The sequence below is a fragment of the Paenibacillus sp. sgz302164 genome (assembly GCF_056120505.1).
The window spans coordinates 57006-77381 of the sequence record NZ_JBVYOL010000025.1 but is presented as its reverse complement, the minus strand read 5'-3'; the positions used below and the strand labels follow the sequence as shown (position 1 = coordinate 77381).

Genomic DNA, 20376 nt, shown 5'->3' with positions numbered 1-20376 from the left:
TGTGGTCTTGCCGCATTTATTTTGCAATTGCCGGCGCATCGCCCCCTACGCGGCCGGACTAGCACATTCTTGCTGTCCGAACACAAAAAAGTCCACGTCCGTTCAAGACGTGAACATCGCCCGCTTGGGCTTATTTGGTCTGGCCGCGGTACTCGGTCGGGGTGACTCCCGTTACTTTTTTGAACACCCTGCTAAAATAATTCGGGTCTTTGTATCCGACCTCGAAGCATACTTCCTTAAGGCTGACCGAGCCGGCAGCGATCAGTTCCTTGGCCTTTTCGATCCGCAAGCCGGTTACAAAATCAATGAACGTTTCGCCGACTTGCTGCTTGAATACCTTACTGAAATAGTGGGGATTGAGGTGGACGAAATCGGCGACTTCCTCCAGCGATATGTCTTCGGTGTATTGGTCCCGAATATAGCTTTTCGCTTTGTCCAGCACCGACAAGGTTTGCTGCTCGCGCTCTTCCCGGATGCGCTCCAGCGCGGACAAGACGTAGGACTGCCTGGCGGGAGACGGCGATGACAGGGGTTCGCCTTTGGCGGAGGACGGCCCGTCCGAATGGCCTTCTTTCAGGTCATCGAAGCTGCATACCCGGCCGCCCTGGTCATAGCAAGTGGAAGCAAATACCGCTTCAAAATATGACTTGCGAAAACCTTCGGACCCGCTGCGCTCCGTCCCGATGCCGACCGAAACGGACAGCTCCAGCTGGCGTTCGGTCAAGGAGCATACCTTTTCGCCGAAGCTCAAAACTTCTGCTTTCCACAAGGAGGCGGACAGTTCCGGCGATTTTCTGAGGAAAACAGCCATGTGCAGATCGATCAGCGAGCTGACGATGCATGAGCCGTGCGTTTTGGCAAAATTCCGGATAGTGTCGTATATCTTTTTCTTCGTGCGGGCATGCAGATGCTCCGGAAAAGCGATTACGATTGCACAGCCGTCGTCAATGGGGAATTCCAGCCACTCGGACAACTGCTCCACGCTCGCATCGAGCACCTGATCGACCATGAAAAGCATAGCCAGCTCGTTTTCGACCAAAGGCTGCAGCTGGGACACTTTGTCCCGCAGCTCCAATTCCTCTGCGCGCTTGCTTTTTTCCGTATCCAGCTCTTCGAGCAGCTGCTGCAGCGTTTTGACGACTTGCTCGCGGCTCGCCGGTTTGACGATGTACTGCTTGACTCCGAGCGACATCGCCTCCTGGGCATAAGCAAAATGGTCGTAAGCCGTCACCATCACGAATTTCGCATCCGGCAGCCGCCGCCGAATTTCCCGCAGAGCCGTAAGCCCCTGGATGCCGGGCATATTGACATCCATGAAAATAATGTGCGGACGGTGCTCATCCGCCTGCTCGATCGCCCGCCGTCCGTTCTCCGCATGAATCACCTGGAACGTATCCGGCATCATACGCTGGATGATCCATTCCAGCCCTTCGCGCTCCAGCGCCTCGTCATCCGCGATCAACATCCGGTACATGCGTCCTGTCACCTTCCTTTCGATACGGAATCCGGACGGATACCGTCGTTCCTTTTCCGGGCTCGCTTTGAATATGCACCCAGTCGCCGCTTCCGTAAAACAACTGCAGCCGCTTAAACACATTCCTGGTCCCGATGCCCGCGGAATCCTTAGTGCCGGCCCCGGCTTCAAGCTGCAGCATCGACCGGCGGGTTTCCTCGCTCATGCCGCTGCCGTTGTCCGTGACCTCAATCGCTACCGCATCGGCTTCGCCGCGAATGCTCAAGCGAATGACCGCGCCGCGCTCCATCTTTTCAATGCCGTGGACGAACGCATTTTCCACAAGAGGCTGGATCGTCAGCAAAGGGATCGGTTCGTTCAGCACGGCTTCATCGACCTCCGTTTCAAACCTGACCCTGTCGCGAAACCGGGTTTGCTGAATCCGGATGTATTCCCGGACATGCGCCAGCTCGTCCCGCAAAGTCGCCGGCTCGTCCAGCTTGCGCAAATTGTACCGCAGCAGGTTGGACATGGATACGATCAGATCGCTGGTCTGCTCCGCTTCTTCGATGAGGGCAAGTTTGGAAATGCTGTTCAGCGTATTAAACAAAAAATGGGGATTGATCTGGCTCTGCAAAGCTTGCAGCTCCAGTTCCTTCATAAGCCGGTCTTTCTCAAGGCTTTCCTTCTCTTTGGCCATCAGCTCCCGCAAATCGCCGATCATTTGCCGAAACGTATCGGACAATAAGCCGAGCTCATCCCCGCTGGGCAGCCCCGCATCCGTATGCAGGTCTCCCCGGGAGATGTGTCTGGCTGTTTGCACCAGGCGGTTGACCGGCCACGTTATGCTGCGGGATATCCATACCGCAAGGACGATGCTGAGCAGCGTGTTCACGACGAACACCGCCGCGCCCAGCCAGTACATCCGCTGCTGCGCATCATGAATATCCTGATAGGCGGTTTGGTACGAGCTCAGCTCCAAATCGACGAGATGCTGGCTTTCATCGCGGATAAAGCCGGTCGTCTTTTCCGCGTCCTCGTAATGGTTCAGCGCCTCGCGGGATTCGTGGGAATCGGCTTTGGACAGCGACGCCCCCGCCTGTTCCAAAAGGGTGCCGATCAGGTTGGCGTAGCCGGCCAATACGGACGGATTGACCGCCGCGTTCTGCTGACCGGCCAGTGAGGCGCGCAGCGTAAGCAGCTCGCTCTGCATTGCGTTCAGCTCCGCATGGCTGTTTTCGTCAGGGCTCAGAAGGTAGTTGTAGAGCGTTTTCAGCATGTTTTCGGCTTTTTGGGAGGACTGTTTGTATAAGAGAAAGCGGTCCATTCTCGTATCGTAACTTTGCTGGACGGCTTTCCCGTTTTCGAACAAAAAGAAAGTGACTGAATTCGTCAGCAGCACCAGCAGAGGAATAAATAAAAGCAGTTTGGTACGGATCGTCATGGTCCGTTTCCTCCGGTTTCGCCGGTTCCGCCGGCGGTTTCACTGCCGACGCTGACGCGGTCCAGCACGGTGGTTGAAGTGAACAGCTGCGGCTGCACCGCTTTGCCATGAAAAAAATCGTTCGCCAGCGAAACGGCCTGATAGCCGATTTCGTGCGGCTGCTGGACGATGGCGGAGGCGATTTGTCCCTGGCGGATGCCGTCCTTCGTCTCCTTCACATCGTCAAAGGCAAAAACGGCAAGGCTGCGCGGCTTCACCCGGCGCGCGGCTTCGGCGATTCCCGGCCCGTCCAGGGCGCTCAAGCCGACCATATAGCCGATTTCCGGGCGCTGCGTCAGAAGGTCGGCCGCTTGTTCGGCCGCTTGGAGGCGGGAAATGTCGGACGAGCGGACTTCGGCTACGGCAAGTCCGGGATAACGCTTAATGACGGATCGAAATCCGTCCAACCGCAGGCGTTGATTATACGCCTGCTCATTGCCGATGATCACGCCGATGGTGCCCTGACCGCCTGCGGCTTGGGCGACAAGTTCGCCCATCCGCTCGCCGGCCGCGGAATTGTCGGTGCCTACGTAAGAGAGCCGCCGGCTGCCGGGCTCGTCCGTATCCACGGCGATGACCGCGATCCCCTGCGAAACGGCTTTATCGATCAGCCGCCGATACTGCGGATCGCCGATTCCTTGCGCCAGCACGGCATCGGCCTTGGCCGCGATCGCTTTTTCCAGCAGCCGGATTTGCTCCGCCGGATTGATGCGGTTCGGCCCGGTATATTCCAGCTCCAGTCCGAACTGCCCGGCAGCTTCTCGGGCCCCCTGCTCGATAGACCTCCAGTATGGATTGTCCATTTCCTGGGAAATCAGCACGACATGCCGAGCCGCTTGGCCGTTCGGCAGACCGGCTTCGGGCGGCTTGACCAAGGCCCGGATGCGGATCGTCGAGAGCAAAAATTGCAGCAGCAAGAAGGCGAACAGTGCAAATAGCAATAGTATGGCAATTTTCCATTTTTGATTCGACATGAAGTCACGGCCCCCGTCGGATAGACTCATACGTCATTATACAAAAAGCCGGAAAAGAAACCAAAGCGGCGTATGTGCAGGAACCTCGGGGACGGGACAACCCGAAAAAGCGGGCAAAATGCCGCCCGCTTTCAGTATGCCGGTTCCCGGCGCTAGCAGAAGCGAAATACTCCGCTAGATGTTGTATTCCAACCCGGTATACCCGATCGACCGAGCGAGCTTTTCGCTCCTGTCAACGCGAAGAAACCTGCAAATCAGACAGACTATCGAGAAACCCGCACACACGCTGGACAATAGCAAATCTGCCTGGAAATGTGGGGAAAAGCTGCAAATCAGACTCTCGAGAAACTCGCACACATGCTAGAAAAAAGCAAATCTACTTGGAAATGCGGAGAAAACCTGCAAAAGTACAGTTTTTTGCCATCGGCACGCTCGCAGCGAAACAATTCCTGCAAATGTGCAGGTTTTTTCGCGAATACCAGGGCGTAGGCCCATTTTGATTGAAAATTCCTGCACAATCGCAGGCTTTTCCTCCAAATGAACCTCATGCACAGAAAATTCCTGCACTTTTGCAGGTTTTCCCCTGCGGCTAAGCCATATTACGAACAGCTCCGTCGTCTTTGGCCATGGATGCTTAGCACAGTCGTAATTTTCGACTATGCCTGCATCAGGCAGAACGCCTGTCCCGCACCCATCTTTACTATGCTCTATTTATCGGTTGTCGACTTTTTCGGGATACAGGTCGTGGTTCATAAGCCGGTGTTCGGCCATTGCCTCGTATTTTGTGCCGGGATTGCCGTAGTTGCAGTAAGGGTCGATGGAAATGCCCCCTCGGGGAGTGAATTTGCCCCAGACTTCAATGTACCAGGGGTCCATCAGGCCGATCAAATCGTTCATAATGATGTTCACGCAGTCTTCGTGAAAATCGCCGTGATTGCGGAAGCTGAACAAATACAGCTTGAGCGATTTGCTTTCCACCATTTTAATATGGGGAATATAGGAGATGTACAAAGTCGCAAAATCCGGCTGCCCGGTCATCGGGCATAAACTGGTGAATTCGGGGCAGTTGAATTTCACAAAATAGGCTCTGTCCGGATGCTTGTTGTCAAACGCTTCCAGAACGCCCGGATCGTAGTTGAAAACGTACTTGGTCCCTTGATTGCCAAGCAGTGTAATATCCTGCAATTCTTCGCTGCTTCTTCCTGCTGTCATAAGTGGTTTCCACCTTTTTCTTAGTTTTTTTATAGAGGGAGTTTGCGAACCTCTGCGAACTTTGGCCAAGCTCAAGCCGGCTACTTTCGAAATATACCATACACACCGGGGAAAAGCATCCTTGCTTTTAAATGGCTTCGCCGCGCCGCTTGAGCATTCTGTACAAAATGAAGCTCACTACCGCGCACGCAAGCGCGCATGCGGCGATAAATATATAGCCGGCTTGCAGACCTGCGACCAGTCCGGTCTCAGCATCGCCCGTGCGGGCAAAATAAGACTTGAACCCGTCGGTGATCGCGCCGACGAGGAAATTGCCGATCACGCTGGCGATGCCCATCATCGTTACCGTGAACGTGATCGCGGTCTCGCTGCCGCTGCGGTAACGCTTGGCGAGCATGGCCATCACCGTCGGATAGATGGGAGCGATCCCGGCGCCCGCCAGAGCGAATAGGAAAGCTCCCGGCGGTCCTGCAGCAATCGCTGCGAGCGAGCATAAGCCCGAGAAGGCGGAGAACAGGATGAGCGAGAAGACGAAGCCGATTTTGTCCGTAAGCGGTCCGAGGACCAGCCTTGCGAGCGTAAAGCACAGAAAAAAGACGGACAGCATGCCGGAAGCTTCGGCCATTTCCCAGTGGTAAGCTTTTTCCAAAAAGTTGACCAGCCAACTGCCGATAGACAGCTCCGATACGACGCCGAAGGAAAGAATAGCGACGATCAGCCAAGCTACGGGATCACGGACGTAGGCTTTCATCGAAATCTGTTCCGCCGCTTCGCCGCCGCCGTCTCCGGGAAACTTCGAGAGCACCGATGGAATCATCGGAAGCAGCGCGAGAGCGAGCATGATCATATACATGCCCCGCCATCCCAATTCGCCGCCCCCCAAATGGGCGCCCATCAATATGGAAGCCAGGATCGGCGCGGCAATGGAACTTAATCCGTAGAAGAAATGAGCGAGGTTCATCATCATGCCGGTGTTTTTGGTGAAAATTTTAGCCCCGAGGATAGCCAGCGCGATTTCCAGCATCCCGTTGCCGATGTACATGAAAAAGTAAGAGGAAGAGAACGACAAAAACTGCGGCGAAACCGCAATCAGGACTCCCGATATGACCATGGAGCCGAAAGAGATCAGGCATGTCAGTTTCAGCCCGATTTTACGGCTCAGAAAGCCGGTGAAGCTGCAGGCAAGCAGGTAGCCCAAGGAATTGAGCGAAAGCAGGGTGCCGATTTGTATTTCATTGAGCGCAAAGTCGCTCTGAATACGGGGGATGGCAGGTCCTTTAATATTTTCGGAAAAACCGAAAACGAGAAAGCCGACGAAGGTCACCAGCAGCAAATAATAATAATTTTTGCGGGATGGCGCGGCTGCAAGCTTGTGCTCGATTTCCATAAAATGAAACCTCCAAAATGATATGTGTAAGATGCAACGGCCCTGACAGATTTCCTTTATTTTACCACATAAGCCGGAGTCGGTGCCTAACAACAATGTTATAGCCAATCTCTGGATATCCATTGTATACTTTTACATATCAAAGTCATGAGCGAGGGTGGAATGTACGAATATGGCGACAAAAGGAAACCCTTTGGATGAAGCGATGTTTGACATGTTCGCCTGCATGCCGATCGGCGTTATGTTCGTCGGACCCGACGGTCGATTCATGAGAGCCAACGCCGGTTTCTGCAAGTTCGTAGGTTATGCGGAAGAGGAACTGCTGCACCTGAATTTGTACGCGCTTACGCATCCGGAAGATGCCCCGTTGACCCAAGCGCAGTTTGCCTTCGGCACACACCCGCCGGAGCCGTTCAGCATGGAGCAGCGGTACTTCCACAAGCAAGGACATACCGTATGGGGACTCGTACAGGGAGACATGAAAAAAGAAAATTTGTACGGGCTCGAGGCTCCTTTTTACATCTGTTTTGTCCATGACATAACTATAATGAAGAACCAGCAGGAAAAACTGCTCGCGGTGCAAGAAAAATACGAATCGTTCATTAACCGCTCTTCCGATGCGATTTTGATTTATGATACGGAAGGACGCGTCCTTCAAGCGAACGACGGACGCGACATGACGATGCTTAAAAAGCTGTGGGAGCGGACCAAGCAGCAGGAGAAATCGTTCAAGCAGCTGGTGGAAAACTCGCCCGAGCCGTTCATGATCATAAAAGGCTATGAATGGGCGTACAGCAATCCTGCAGGACTGAGACTGTTCGGGGCGGATCGTCCCGAGCAAATTGTCGGCCGGCCTGTGCTGGAATATACCCATCCCGATTACCGGCAGCAGGTGCAGACCCGAATTCGCAGCGGGCTAAATGGGTTTACGAGCAGTTGGATGCCGCTGAAAGTCATCCGACTGGACGGACAAATCCTCGACGTCGAAGCGACGGGATTTCCCGCCAATGACGATGCCGAGCCGGCGATTCATGTGCTTCTTCGGGATGTGACCGAACGCCTGAAGACGGATGAGCTCATGCGGATATCCGATAAGTTGAACGCCGTAGGCCAACTAGCCGCCGGCATCGCCCATGAAATCCGCAACCCGCTGACAGCCATTAAAGGCTTCGTGCAGCTGGCGCAACAAAAATTTCCGGAAAACCTCGACTACTTTTCGATCATTCGCTCCGAGGTGGAACGAATTGAGCTTATAACCGGCGAGCTGCTTTTGCTGGCCAAGCCTGGCGTCAAAGCCGTGCAGGCCATCGATCTTTGTGAAATACTCAATAATGTAAGCGCACTCCTCGAAACGCAGGCGATCATGAGCGGTGTGCAAATTTTTAAGGAATACACCTTTGCCCCTCTTCCTGTCATGTGCGATGCGAACCAGTTGAAGCAGGTGTTCATTAACATTGTGAAAAATGCGATAGAAGCAATGCCAAAAGGCGGCGAAATCACCATTACCGCCGGGCTCGACCTTAACGTGATCACCGTTTCCATTGTCGACCAGGGGCCGGGCATTCCCCAAGAAAAGCTGAAAAACCTCGGCCAGCCGTTTTATACAACGAAACCCCAAGGCACAGGCCTCGGCTTGGTTGTAAGCTACAAAATCATCCAAAATCACGGAGGATCCATCCAAGTAGAAAACGCCGCCGGCGGAGGGGCTGCCTTTACGATCAAGCTCCCTTGCGCAGTGGGCTTGTGACGCTTGTTTGAGCCACTATGGAGCGACGCAAAACTCCGCCCCAGCCGGCATCACGGCGTTCCCGCATACCAATCAGAGACTTAGCTGCCTGCAAAAAAAGTAACATTCCAGCAGCGGCAAGTGGCTTGACCTCAAATGAAACAGTAGCTTACCAATCGAAAAGCCTGCAAAAGTGCAGGCTTTTTCGATGGAGAAGGCCCATTTGGAGGAAAAGCCTGCGATTGTGCAGGAATTTTCGGTCAGGATGGGCTTGGGCCCCCAATTTCAGCGAAAAGCCTGCAGATTTGCAGGAATTTTTCGCGGCGAGCGTAAACAGGTGCAAAAAGATGTACTTTTGCAGGCTTTCTGCGGCATTCCGCGTTCTCGAGTCGCCCGACCGCCGTCATGCAGCGCAACACCACGCGCTGGGGGCTGCTTTTCGCGGCAAGCGTAAACAGGCGCAAAAAGATGTACTTTTGCAGGCTTTCTGCGCATTCCGCGTTCTCAGGTCGAGCGATCGCCACCATGCAGCGCAACACCACGCGCTGGGGGCTACTTTTCGCGGCAAGCGTAAACAGGCGCAAAAAGATGTACTTTTGCAGGCTTTTCTGCGCATTCCGCGTGCTCAGGTCGCCCGACCCCTGTCATGCAGCGCAACACCACGCGCTGGGGAGCTGCACATCGGCGCGATTGCACTCCGCATTCCGCACTGCGTCGCCCCTCGGTCGCGCTTCCGCGCTTCGAACGGCGGAGCATCCTGCAAGCAATCGCCCTGTGTGTGTTGTCCAGCGGCTCCCCTATTCGGATAAAATCAAAACCCCGAACCCTTCCAACTGGAACTCGCCGCTCAGGCGCTTGCCGGTAATGAGGTCGGCTTTTTCCTGTTTCAGCCGGATCGTGACGGCGTCTTCGCTGTAGTTCAGCAGGAAGGCGAAGCTGCCGGCCGCCCCGCGCCGGATTTGCAGTTCTACCTGCTCGGGCAGTTCCAGCCAATCGGCGGCGGGGGAGGCGATGCCGAGGAGCCGGATCATCCGGCCCGCTGCGTCCTCATTGAAGACCGCGCCGTAATACCAAGCCTCGCCCTGGCCGAGCTTGTTTTTGGTAACGGCCGGCTTGCCGGCATAATAATCGGAGGCGTACACGGCTGCGATCTCTACGGCGCTATCCTCGTCCGCCTGCAAAACATCATTAAAAGCAGCCGCTTCCGTCAAGGCGGAAGGGTCGTCTGCCCAACGCATCGCTGTCGGCCGGCGCGTGCCTTTGATCATGGTAAACTCTTCGACCGTTATACCGCACAGTTCTGCGGCTGCGCCGGGAAAAGGACGCATATAGCATTGGCCGCGCTCGTCCTTATAGCCGGTTCTGCAGCCGAAGATCACTTTGCCGCCCTGAAGCACGTACGCTTTCAGCAAAGCGGCCGTTTCGTCGCGCATGATGGTCGGGTGCGGGTAAATGAGCGCCTCGTACCGCGTCAGCTCTTCCAAGGTCGTGCCGCTTCGCAAATACAGCACATCGCTGGGGATATGCCTGCGCTGGAGCGCTTTGAACCAGGCTTTATTGCTAAGCCAGGTAAAAGGGCCGTGCCACACATCGTACTCGCCGTCCCACTCGTTGTCATAGTCGCGGACGATCGCAACGCTTGCCACGTTGCGGGTTCCGACGATGCTTTGGCCGATGGCCGCAAGCTCGCTCCCGATCTGGCCGGCTTCCCGCACTCTGCGGTTCGGCCGGTTATGGTAATCATTGATGCCGTGCCAATAAATTTCATTGCCGAAGGTCGCGGTGCGCCAGCGGAAATAGAGCACCATATCGGCGCCATGGGCGATGGACTGGTACGTCCATAAGCGCATTTGTCCCGGTTTGGGGGAAGGCATATCCATCCGGTTGACCCAGCCCCCGGGCCCCGACTGCTGCTCCATCACGCAGAAATTCGGCGAAATGGAGCGGGTTGTGGACAGCGACAGGCTCCAGCTTCTGTCCAGCAGCGGGTTCGGGTCGTCCTGATCGCCGCGGATGGTCGAAAACTGAGGGTAAGAGTCATAGCTGAAAAAATCCAGCAGCTCGTCCGTCAGGCGATGATTGTCCAAATGCCCGAACAGCCCGTTGGTCGTAATCCAGTGATTCGGCGCCGCTGCGCGAATCATATCGGCCTGCACCTTGGCGAACGAGATCGTGTTGTCGGAAATGAATCTCTTCTCGTCGAGAGCCTGATGCGGGTTCGGCTGCCGGGGACTCGGCGTCGGCCTGGGCAAATGAACCTGCGACCAGTCCGAGTACGTCTGGTTCCAGAACACGGTTCCCCACGCTTCATTGAGCCGCTCCAGTGTCGTATATTTGACTTGCAGCCATTCGCGGAATGCAGTATGATCCGCCGGCGAATAAAACTCGCCGATCTCGCAGTTCAGCTCATTGTCGATCTGCCAGCCGACGACGGCCGGATGGCCGGCGTAATGCTCCGCCAGCTTCGCCGTAATCCGCGCGCACAGCTCGCGGTATTTCGGGCTGCTGTAATTGTAATGGCGCCGCATGCCGTGATGCAGGGTGACGCCTTCGTACGTAACGTTCAGCACTTCAGGATATTTATGCGTCAGCCAAGCCGGAGGCGTAGCCGTCGGCGTGCCCAAAATAACTTTAAGTCCGTGGCGGTGAGCCAGATCGAGTGTCCGGTCGAACAGCTCGAAGGAGAACCGTCCTTCCTCGGGTTCGAAGATCGACCAGGCGAATTCCGCCACCCGGATGATCGTGAAGCCCAGTTCGCGCATCCGGCGGTAATCGTCGTCCCACATCGATTCCGGCCAATGTTCGGGATAATAGCAGACGCCCAGTTCGAACTTTTCAAAAGCAGCAGCGCTTTTCATGTCCAACCTCCAAATATGAAAAATATGCTTTCATGTTCTTTCTATTTCATTGTAAAATCAAGATTATTGCCAGTATATAATAAAATCCTGCTTTTATAAGACGATGTTGCTCTCTTGCCCGTGAAAGGAGACGCCTGTGAAACAGCAATATTATGTACCGCCACCCGCGTTCCCTCACTACGTTTGTTACCCGGACATGACAGGCCGGTATTACGATTTCCCGCAGCATATGGAGCGCAGGAGCGAAGGCTCGCTGTCCAGCTACAATCTGCATTTGATTTTTGGCGGAAAAGGCTACGTTTTTCACGATGGCAAACGGATTCCTTTAAGCGCCGGGACGGGTTTTCTTTATCCTAGACGGGCCTTTCAGCAATACGGGACCGACGCGGCCGACCCTTGGGACATCAGATGGATCCATTTTGACGTCGGGACGCCGCTGCCTTTGCTGCAGGAGGTGGATCAGTCGCGCGGATGGTTTTTTTCGTTCGAGCCGAAAGTGCGGTTTGAGGATTTGTTCGAAGATATGTACGGCATGTGCGCCGCCTTCGAAACCCGGCACGAGCCGCATCTCTCGGCGCTGCTTTATGAAATTTTGGTCAAATTGCTGCAAAATTCCGCGCGGCTGGACGGGACGATTCCTTTGGAAAAGCGGCATTCGATCCGGGCTGTAGCGGATACGATCCACAGGCTGTGCGAGCAGCGCTGGACTTTGGACACGATGGCCCGCCTGTCCGGATACAGCTCGTACCATTTTTTGCGTTTATTTCGCGCCGTAATGGGGAAGACGCCCAATCAATATTTGGCCGAATGCCGCATCGTCAGGGCGAAACTGCTCTTGGTTTCCACACGCCTTCCGATCTCCGAGGTTTCCGTGCAGGCGGGTTTTTCGCAAGCGAGCTATTTCATCAAAGTGTTCAGACAGCTCGAAGGCATGTCCCCCAAAGAATACCGGATGCTGTTCGGCTGACGCACCTGTCTTTGATAATTATGCCCAGGGACTACTGTCGGTTTCGGAAGTCCTTTGCTATAATTGTAGTAATTGTCTCGGAGAACGGGCAAAATTCGTAGCATAACAGTTTAATCGAGGTGGCTGATGAAAGCTTATTTGGAACTGCTTCAAGATATATTGGACACCGGGGTTCAAAAAGAGGACCGCACCGGTACCGGCACCATTTCGGTATTCGGCCGGCAATTGAGATTCGATTTGCAGCAAGGATTTCCGCTGCTGACAACGAAGAAATTGCACATCAGATCGATCGTTCACGAGCTGCTGTGGTTTTTGAGCGGAAGCACCAATATTCAGTATTTGCATGACAACGGGGTTACGATCTGGGACGAATGGGCTGATGAGGAGGGGAACCTCGGGCGCGTGTACGGCGCGCAGTGGCGCATCTGGCTAGGTTCGGACGGACAAGCTGTCGATCAGATCGCGGGTGTGATCCGGCAAATCAGGAACAACCCGGATTCGCGACGCCACCTGGTCAGCGCCTGGAACCCGGCGGAAGTGGACGGCATGGCGCTGCCGCCCTGTCACTACGCATTTCAATTTTATGTAGCGAACGGCCGGTTGTCCTGCATGTTTCAGATGCGGTCGGTCGATACTTTTCTGGGGCTTCCGTTCAATATCGCGTCATACTCTCTTTTGACGCATATGGTCGCCCAGCAGTCCGGGTTGGAGGTCGGCGAGCTGATCTGGACCGGCGGCGACGTGCACATTTATTTGAACCATCTGGAGCAGGTCAAGCTGCAATTGACAAGGGAGCCGTACGCTCTGCCGACGCTGCAAATCAACCGCAAGCCGGATTCGATTTTCGACTACCGGTTTGAAGATTTCGAGATCGCCGGATATCAATCGCATCCCGGCATCAAAGCGCCGATTGCGGTCTAACGCCGCTGCTAATCAGGATTGGAGGGATTCGCTCTTGAGCATTTCATTTATTTTTGCGATGGACCGGAACCGGGCTATCGGCAGCAACAACAAGCTTCCGTGGCGTTTGCCGGCGGATTTGCAGTATTTTAAAAGAGTGACGATGGGGCATCCGGTTTTGATGGGCCGCAAGACGTACGATTCCATCGGCAAGCCGCTGCCCGGCCGGAGAAACGTCATCCTGACGCAAAACAACGATTTTCGCGCCGAAGGCTGCGAGATCGTACATTCGGCCGAGGAAGCCGTAAACGGGTTTGCCGAAGAAGAGCTGTTCGTAATCGGAGGAGCGGAAGTATTCCGGCTGCTGCTTCCGCAGGCGGACCGCATGTACATCACCTTTATCGACCATGAGTTTGAAGCCGACGCCTATTTCAAAGAGTTCGATTTGTCGGAATGGGAGCTTGTTTCCTGCGAGCAAGGGGAGCAAAACGAAAAAAATCCATACGTGTACGAATTTCGCGTCTACGACAGAAAGAGGGAATAGTCTATGAAATACTTTGCCGCATTTTTGCCTATGAAAGACGAAGAGCTTAGCAAGCAGTATCGCCCCGATCATCTGGCTTATTTGGAAAAATGCCGGGGCGAAGGGAAAATTTTCGCCAACGGGCGCTTTGCCGACGGTACCGGAGGCCTTGTCATTTACAAGGCCGAGACGCTGGAAGAAGCCGCCGCTTTGGCGGGTGAAGACCCATTCGTCAAAACCGGCGCCAGAGAGTGCCGTCTTCACGAATGGGAAGTCGTCATCAGCTAAACAAACAAGCCCCGGCCGCTCTGCATATCAGAGCCGGTCAGGGCTTGTTTTTTCGTTAAGCGCGCTTTTTGAACAAGGAGACGATCAGTGACAAAGCGCCGAGCACAACAGCCGCGATGGATACATACAGCGCCGTATTCGAGGAGGAAGCGCCTCCGTCATGGGCCGCCTCTGCAGCAGCGGCCGTATGGCCGTGGCTGTCGGCCGCCGCTCCGGCCGGTTTGGGCTTCACTGTCGTCACGGAAGCGGGCTTGTCGGATCCGTTTGCTCCGACCCATTCAACGACGCTGCCGTCCTGATACGTTTGGTAAGCTTTCCAAACGATCTGCGTAGCGGCATCCGCTACTTTTCCCTGCATGCTGAATTCGCCGAACTCGTTTTTCGCCAAGCCTTCGCCGGTAGCGGTCCAGGTGACCCCTGTAATTTTGCCTGAATCATCCTTGGCGATATCGTATTTCCAGCCTGGCTTCGGCTCAAAGCGGGAGATGGCGACCGAATCTACCGCGAATTTGACTTCCACTTTTGTCGTCGCCACATCTTTCTCTACCGGCACCCGAACGGTAAACTTTTCGTACGAACCTTGCGTAGTCTCGCTAGGGAGCACTGTCACATGGGCGCTGGCGATTCCAGCGAAAAGCATCGAGCAAACGAGCAAAACAACTGCATGAACCATGATCTTTCTAAACACTATACGGGATCCCCTTTCGAATCAACTCTTTCACCATGATGTCCATCTTACGCGAATATCAAGCAAAACAGTATGACTCAACTGGGCTATTTTTGCAGCTAGTTTTGTCCTTTTCGTGTCAAGCCGAATTTGACGGCGAACGCCGTAAGCTGTACACGGTTTTCGAGCTGCAGCTTTTCCAAAATATTTTTCATATGGTTTTTGACCGTATGTTCGGATATGAGCAGCTTTTCGGCGATCTGCCGGTTGTTGTCCCCGGCCGCCACGTAGGCGGCAATCTCCTGCTCCCGGGAGGTCAGCATGCCGGGATGAGGACCGTCCGGCTGCGTTCCCGACGGGGCGCGGAAGCGGTGAAACAGCTTGTCCGCCATTTGCCGGGCGACATCGGAATTGTCGTCAAGCAGCGCGTGCAAGTAGGTGAGCCATTCGTCAGGGTCCATGTTTTTCAGCAAATAGCCCTGCGCGCCGAACTGGAGCGCCGTGAACAGATCGGCAACGTCATCGGAGACGGTCAGCATGACGATGCGGATATGTCCGTACAGCTGCTTGATGCGCCGCGTCGCTTCCAGACCGTTGACCGGAGTCATGTGAATATCCATGAGCACGACATCCGGTTGAACTTCCCCGCACAGCGTGACGGCTTCCTCGCCGTTAGCCGCTTCGCCTACGATGAAGAACTCGGGTTCTCCTTCCAGCATGCTGCGGACGGCTTTCCGTGCGAGCGGATGGTCGTCTGCGATGAGGACGCGGTAAGCTTGCTTCGATATCACTGGCTTTTCCTCCTTTGTGCGACGGCGATAAGCTCCGTGCCCGGCCGGCCTTCGGCAGAGCGGATTTCGAACGCCGCGTTCAATTCGGCGGCCCGCTTGCGCATCAGCTCGATGCCGTATTTTTTGCCGGCCGGCTCTTGCTGCTGCAAACCGCATCCGTCGTCAACGATGTGCAGGCGCCATTCCGCCGGTGAAGCGGTCAGCGAGATGGCGGCTTCCGACGCTTTGGAATGCTTGCGTATGTTCGTAAACGCCTCCTGAATGATGCCGAAGAGCTGCACCTCTTCCCCGGAGCCGAAGCTTTGCTCGGCGATGGCGATATGCTCCTCCAGCCTGATGCCGGTGACGGCCTGCCAGTCCTGCAGCCATTTGCGGATGCGCACAATGAAGGCGGTGCCTTCTTCGGGCGGAGTCCGCAGGTTGAAAATCGCCTGCCGCAGCGAATTATCGATCTCGGAGACGGCGGCTTTGGCGTCTTCCAGTTTGCCCTGCTTCAGCTTCACGTTCAGGAAAAAGAGCGTTTGCGCCAAATCGTCGTGCAGCTCGCGCGCCAGCCTTTCGCGTTCTTCGTACACGGCTCTCCGGGCCTCCCCGGCGGCAAGTTTTTCGTTAATGCGCGTAATGCTCCGGAACATCCAGGAGGCAAAAAGGTAGGAGAGCAGCAGCGTAATGAGCGTAATCGCAAAATTGCCGGCTTCCATGGACAAATAGTTCAATAAAAATTCATGGCGGATATACTCAAAGCCGCCGATGATCAATACCGGCAGAAAAATCGTAAACAGCTTGAGAATATTTAGGGACATAGGGCCAACTCCTTATGGCTGACAAATATTTGGCATGAATTCTATTATAGCAGGAGAAATGTTGGTTTTCTTCACAAAATCCCGGAAACAAGCTTCTCATTCGCCTACTCTTGTGCTACATTATTAATGATTTGTAACACGATTGGAAAAGGATGGGGGAGCCGCGATGCCGAATGGCATATTTCAACAAAAAAGAAATTGGGCAGGGTACGCCGTCAGTGTTGTCCTGCTGCATATTATAGGATTGTTCGGGCTGTACAGCGTAGCCAAGGATCATCCTTCCTTTTGGGCGATCGGGCTGCTCGCTTACACGCTCGGCATGCGCCATGCTTTTGACGTCGACCATATTGCCGCTATCGATAACACCGTCCGCAAACTTCTCGAGCAAAAGAGCAATCCGCTGGGAGTCGGATTTTACTTCTCTCTCGGGCATTCCTCCGTCGTATTTTTGATGGCGATCGCGACTGCCTGGTCCGTTCAATGGGCGGCGCGCGAGCTGCCCTGGCTGCAGCGGGTCGGAGGCGTCATCGGGGCCTCGGTGTCCGGGGGCTTTTTGGTCATCATCGGTCTGCTGAATTTGATCATTCTGGTCAATTTGTTCCAGTTGTTCCGAAAATACCGCAAGGGCGAGCACAACGAGGACGAATTTGAAAAGCTGCTCGAATCGCGGGGACTCATCACCAGGCTGATCAAACCTTTCTTTTCCTTCATTAAAAGAAGCTGGCACGTTTACCCGCTGGGATTTCTCTTCGGGTTGGGTTTCGATACGGCCAGCGAAATTGCTCTGCTGGCGATTTCCGCGAGCGCGGCCAAAGAGGCGATGCCGTTCTTCGGCGTCATCTCGCTGCCGCTGCTCTTTGCGGCGGGGATGAGCCTTTTCGATACGGCGGACGGCATGTTCATGACCAAAGCGTACAGATGGGCTTTCACGACGCCGCTGCGCAAGCTGTATTACAACTTGACGGTCACGGCGGTAGCGGTTTTGGCCGCGCTGGTGATCGGGGCTGTCGAGCTGGGTCAGGTGCTGTCGGAGGAAGCGGGACTGGAGGGCGGCTTCTGGACATGGCTGCAGGAACTGGACTTCGGGATGCTCGGTTATATCCTCGTAGGCCTGTTCGTACTGGCTTGGGCGGTTTCCGTCACCATTTGGAAAGGACTGCGCATTGAGGAGCGCTGGGGCGCCAAGGTGTAATAAAAGTCGGCGGTATGCGGCGGAGCTGCAAAGCCCGCCGTTTTTTTGTGCCGGTGAACAATGGAATATGAATTTTTTATAAAGGAGATACAGAAAAAAGGATTTTGGCGAATTTCGTGGAATTTACAGATGGATTATTTCAGACACCACTCAAAAGAAAGTAGGACTTGTATGATTCAGTTTCAACGCATTTCCAAAGTGTATCCGAATGGGACCGTAGGTCTTAAGGATATCAATCTTACCATTCATCCCGGAGAATTCGTTGTCATTGTAGGTCTGTCGGGCGCCGGCAAGTCAACGCTGCTCCGATCCATTAATCGTTTGCACGAAATTACGGACGGACAAATTTTAATTGACGGCAAATCCATCACCAAAGCTTCCGGCGCTGAGCTTCGCCGCATGCGCAGAGATATCGGGATGATTTTCCAAACCTTTAACCTGGTCAAACGGTCTTCGGTGCTGCGCAACGTATTGTCGGGCCGTGTGGGCTACCATTCCACGCTCCGCACCGTACTTGGCCTGTTTCCGAAAGAAGATATAGAGCTTGCGCTCAAAGCGTTGGAACGGGTAAATATCCGGGAAAAAGCTTACTCGCGTGCCGATGAATTGTCCGGCGGTCAGCAGCAGCGCGTTTCCATTGCCCGGGCGCTCGCCCAGGAAGCCAAAATCATTCTCGCGGACGAGCCTGTCGCATCGCTGGACCCGCTCACAACGAGACAGGTGATGGACGACCTGAAGCGGATTAATCAGGAGCTCGGCATTACGACCGTTGTCAACTTGCACTTTATCGATTTGGCCCGGGAGTACGCGACCCGGATTATTGGCCTCAGAGCGGGGCAGGTCGTGTTTGACGGCCCTGTAGCCGAGGCGACGGATGCCAAATTCTCCGAAATTTACGGGCGCCCGATCGATAAAGACGAGCTGTTGGGGGGGCAGGGAGGATGAGCACCGGAACTATCGCCAAACCTTCCCGCATGAAGTTCTATCTGACTTTGGTCATCATGGTCGGGCTGCTGATTGCCAGTGCATACGGAACCGACGCTACGCTGACCAAGCTGATCACAGGTACGCCGCAAATTACTTCATTTATTGGGGAAATGTTCCCGCCCGATTGGGCATTTTTTGCTGATATTTGGAAGCCGATGAGGGAAACGATCCAAATGTCCGTGCTCGGCACGCTGATCGGGGCATTGTTCGCTTTTCCGATGGCGCTGCTCGCCGCGCGCAACATAACCACGGTACCGTGGTTGTTTTACCCGGCCCGTCTCATTATGAATCTGATTCGTACGATTCCCGATTTGCTTTTCGCTTCGCTGTTTGCCGTTCTCGTCGGCTTCGGCCCTACGGCAGGTACGCTGGCGCTTATTTTTTTCACCTTCGGCATTTTGTCGAAGCTGGCGTACGAATCGACCGAGTCGATCGATCCGGGTCCGCTGGAGGCGATGACAGCCGTCGGCGCCAACAAGCTCAAGTTGATCCGCTTCGGTGTTCTCCCGCAGGTTGCGCCCACCTATTTGGCCCACCTGCTGTATACGTTTGAAGTCAGCATCCGGGCTTCAGCCATTCTCGGGCTGGTCGGAGCGGGCGGAATCGGCTTGCTGCTGAAAAACGTGCTCGATCTGTTCCGCTACGATCAAGCCTGCTCCATCGTCATTTATACGTTGATTATCGTCGTGCTGATCGACACCGTGAGCACGCGCATCCGCACTTACTTGCTGAAGGGCGGCAAAGGGCCGGTTTCGCCTTCCCGCTCGCGTTGGAATACGGCGATAGGCTGGCTCGTTGTGTTCGGCTTGTTCATCTGGGCACTGACCGGTCTGGAGTTGACCGGATTCCAGCCGACAACGTGGACTTTGACGAAATCGATGCTGAGCGGCTTGTTTCATCCCGACTGGTCGTACGTTTATATCCCCGAGGGAGAAGACTTGATCCGCACCTTGCTTGAGACGTTGGCCATTTCGTATCTGGGCAACTTCGTGTCAGCCGTCGTATGTCTTCCATTCGCCTTCTGGGCGGCGTCGAACATGGTCAAAAACCGCTTTCTTTCAGGCAGCGGCAAGCTGTTCCTGAGCGTCGTCAGAACGATTCCGGAAGTGATCATGGCGCTGATCTTTATTAAAGCCGTGGGCCCGAACGCGTTCGCCGGGGTTATGGCGCTGGGGCTTCACTCGGTAGGGATGCTCGGCAAGCTGTATGCCGAGGGCATCGAGAACATGGACATGGGCCCTGTGGAAGCGATGACGGCCGCAGGAGCGAACCGCTGGCAGACGATGGCGTTCGCCGTCATCCCGCAGGTCATACCCGAGTTCATCTCATACTCGCTGTACCGGTTCGAAATCAACGTCAGATCCGCGACGCTGCTCGGTATTATCGGTGCAGGGGGGATCGGTACGCCGCTCATCTTTGCGATCAATGCCCGCGGCTGGCCGCGCGTAGGTATCATTTTGATCGGGATTGTCGTCACCGTCTCGATTATCGATTATATATCCGGAGCGCTGCGCAAACGAATTGTGTGACCCGCCCCGAACGTTATGAAAAAGACGCCTCCAACACCACTTGCGAGTGGAATGGGGCGTCTTTTTTTGCAGAAACATTTATGTTTGCTGTTTGGCTTGGCAGTTGCGGCACATTCCCTGAAAATCAAGCCGGTGATCCAGCACCTTGAAGCGGAACTCCTGCGCCAGCCGCTCTTCAAGCGGCAGCAGCCAGTCGTCTTTAATTTCCTCGACGCTGCCGCATTTGACGCAAATCAAATGATGGTGATGGTGGGCCTGGCTTTCATTGCGCAGGTCAAAGCGGGCTACGCCGTCGCCGAAATTGATTTTTTCCACAATGTGCAGCTCGCTGAGCAGCTCCAGCGTCCGGTAAACGGTGGCGAGCCCGATTTCGGGAAATTTGCTCTTCACCAAAATATAGACGTCCTCCGCGCTCAAATGGTCGTCTTCGTTTTCGAGCAGCACCTGAACAGTCGCTTCGCGCTGAGGCGTCAATTTGAAGCCTTTGACGGTCAGCAGTTTTTTAATTTTATCAATCGCTGCGTTCATGGTTTGTTGTTCCATAAGGTTGGTTCCTTTCAGCTACTGAAAAGGATTTACTTTATAATAATTCTAAAACTATTATAAAGTTAAATAAGAAATGCTGTCAAAGCATTT

Annotated in this window: 19 protein-coding genes and 1 riboswitch; of the genes, 8 read left to right on the top strand and 11 right to left on the bottom strand. The window is 54.6% G+C overall.

Translation table 11 applies throughout. The features are described from left to right. Positions 1-130: 130 nt before the first annotated feature. The 5 genes from AC0LWT_RS31020 to AC0LWT_RS31000 all read right to left on the bottom strand — a co-directional run bounded on the left by AC0LWT_RS31020 (position 131) and on the right by AC0LWT_RS31000 (position 6509). Positions 131-1474: an AraC family transcriptional regulator gene (locus tag AC0LWT_RS31020; protein WP_474685151.1), complete on the bottom strand. Its 1344-nt coding sequence runs from the start codon at positions 1472-1474 to the stop codon at positions 131-133. After that, complete coding sequence (locus tag AC0LWT_RS31015; RefSeq protein WP_474685150.1) at positions 1449-2897, bottom strand: sensor histidine kinase; 1449 nt, start codon at positions 2895-2897, stop codon at positions 1449-1451. The genes AC0LWT_RS31020 and AC0LWT_RS31015 overlap by 26 nt, the downstream gene beginning before the upstream one ends. Continuing rightward, on the bottom strand, positions 2894-3910 hold the full coding sequence (locus tag AC0LWT_RS31010; RefSeq protein WP_474685149.1) for a substrate-binding domain-containing protein: 1017 nt from the start codon (positions 3908-3910) through the stop codon (positions 2894-2896). Before AC0LWT_RS31010 ends, AC0LWT_RS31015 begins: the two co-directional genes overlap by 4 nt. Positions 3911-4621: 711 nt before the next feature. Continuing rightward, complete coding sequence (queF, locus tag AC0LWT_RS31005) at positions 4622-5122, bottom strand: preQ(1) synthase (protein WP_474685148.1); 501 nt, start codon at positions 5120-5122, stop codon at positions 4622-4624. 14 nt (positions 5123-5136) lie between these two features. Next, positions 5137-5181: riboswitch (PreQ1 riboswitch) on the bottom strand. A gap of 68 nt (positions 5182-5249) precedes the next feature. Beyond that, positions 5250-6509, bottom strand: coding sequence for an MFS transporter (locus AC0LWT_RS31000; protein WP_474685147.1), 1260 nt, complete (start codon positions 6507-6509; stop codon positions 5250-5252). Between the two features lie 172 nt (positions 6510-6681). On the opposite strand from AC0LWT_RS31000, the gene AC0LWT_RS30995 reads away from it, so the two are divergent. Then, a complete protein-coding gene (locus AC0LWT_RS30995) occupies positions 6682-8256 on the top strand; it encodes a PAS domain S-box protein (protein WP_474685146.1) in 1575 nt (524 codons plus the stop codon). Positions 8257-8495: 239 nt separating this feature from the next. Here the strand turns inward: AC0LWT_RS30995 and AC0LWT_RS30990 are convergent, their stop codons facing one another. Together AC0LWT_RS30990 and AC0LWT_RS30985 are read right to left on the bottom strand one after the other, a co-directional pair. After that, on the bottom strand, positions 8496-8762 hold the full coding sequence (locus tag AC0LWT_RS30990) for a hypothetical protein (protein WP_474685145.1): 267 nt from the start codon (positions 8760-8762) through the stop codon (positions 8496-8498). 270 nt (positions 8763-9032) lie between these two features. Next, positions 9033-11093 (bottom strand): beta-galactosidase, encoded by a 2061-nt coding sequence (locus AC0LWT_RS30985; RefSeq protein WP_474685144.1) that lies wholly within the window; start codon positions 11091-11093, stop codon positions 9033-9035. Positions 11094-11229: 136 nt separating this feature from the next. Here AC0LWT_RS30985 and AC0LWT_RS30980 point away from each other — a divergent pair, with 136 nt between their 5' ends. From AC0LWT_RS30980 to AC0LWT_RS30965, 4 genes are all read left to right on the top strand, one after another. Further along, on the top strand, positions 11230-12060 hold the full coding sequence (locus AC0LWT_RS30980; RefSeq protein WP_474685143.1) for a helix-turn-helix transcriptional regulator: 831 nt from the start codon (positions 11230-11232) through the stop codon (positions 12058-12060). A gap of 126 nt (positions 12061-12186) precedes the next feature. Further along, positions 12187-12981: a thymidylate synthase gene (locus tag AC0LWT_RS30975; RefSeq protein WP_474685142.1), complete on the top strand. Its 795-nt coding sequence runs from the start codon at positions 12187-12189 to the stop codon at positions 12979-12981. A gap of 34 nt (positions 12982-13015) precedes the next feature. Next, on the top strand, positions 13016-13504 hold the full coding sequence (locus AC0LWT_RS30970; protein ID WP_474685141.1) for a dihydrofolate reductase: 489 nt from the start codon (positions 13016-13018) through the stop codon (positions 13502-13504). A gap of 3 nt (positions 13505-13507) precedes the next feature. Continuing rightward, positions 13508-13771 carry a YciI family protein gene (locus AC0LWT_RS30965; protein WP_474685140.1) on the top strand — a complete coding sequence of 88 codons (264 nt, stop codon included), beginning with the start codon at positions 13508-13510 and terminating at the stop codon, positions 13769-13771. 55 nt (positions 13772-13826) lie between these two features. Here AC0LWT_RS30965 and AC0LWT_RS30960 read toward each other — a convergent pair whose 3' ends face one another. From AC0LWT_RS30960 to AC0LWT_RS30950, 3 genes are all read right to left on the bottom strand, one after another. Next, on the bottom strand, positions 13827-14444 hold the full coding sequence (locus AC0LWT_RS30960) for a YcnI family copper-binding membrane protein (RefSeq protein ID WP_474685181.1): 618 nt from the start codon (positions 14442-14444) through the stop codon (positions 13827-13829). A gap of 113 nt (positions 14445-14557) precedes the next feature. Beyond that, the gene (locus tag AC0LWT_RS30955) at positions 14558-15226 is read right to left on the bottom strand and encodes a response regulator (RefSeq protein ID WP_474685180.1); all 669 of its coding nucleotides are present in this window, start codon (positions 15224-15226) and stop codon (positions 14558-14560) included. Beyond that, on the bottom strand, positions 15226-16032 hold the full coding sequence (locus tag AC0LWT_RS30950) for a sensor histidine kinase (protein WP_474685139.1): 807 nt from the start codon (positions 16030-16032) through the stop codon (positions 15226-15228). Before AC0LWT_RS30950 ends, AC0LWT_RS30955 begins: the two co-directional genes overlap by 1 nt. Positions 16033-16198: 166 nt before the next feature. On the opposite strand from AC0LWT_RS30950, the gene AC0LWT_RS30945 reads away from it, so the two are divergent. The 3 genes from AC0LWT_RS30945 (at position 16199) to phnE (ending at position 19740) form a co-directional block, all read left to right on the top strand. Then, positions 16199-17224, top strand: a complete 1026-nt coding sequence (locus AC0LWT_RS30945) for a HoxN/HupN/NixA family nickel/cobalt transporter (protein ID WP_474685138.1) — start codon at positions 16199-16201, stop codon at positions 17222-17224. Between the two features lie 171 nt (positions 17225-17395). Continuing rightward, entirely contained in the window at positions 17396-18169 is a 774-nt protein-coding gene (phnC, locus tag AC0LWT_RS30940) for a phosphonate ABC transporter ATP-binding protein (protein ID WP_474685137.1), read from the top strand. Further along, the gene (gene phnE, locus AC0LWT_RS30935; protein WP_474685136.1) at positions 18166-19740 is read left to right on the top strand and encodes a phosphonate ABC transporter, permease protein PhnE; all 1575 of its coding nucleotides are present in this window, start codon (positions 18166-18168) and stop codon (positions 19738-19740) included. Before phnC ends, phnE begins: the two co-directional genes overlap by 4 nt. Before the next feature lie 78 nt (positions 19741-19818). Here the strand turns inward: phnE and fur are convergent, their stop codons facing one another. Next, positions 19819-20268, bottom strand: coding sequence for a ferric iron uptake transcriptional regulator (gene fur, locus AC0LWT_RS30930; protein WP_474685179.1), 450 nt, complete (start codon positions 20266-20268; stop codon positions 19819-19821). Positions 20269-20376 lie beyond the last annotated feature (108 nt).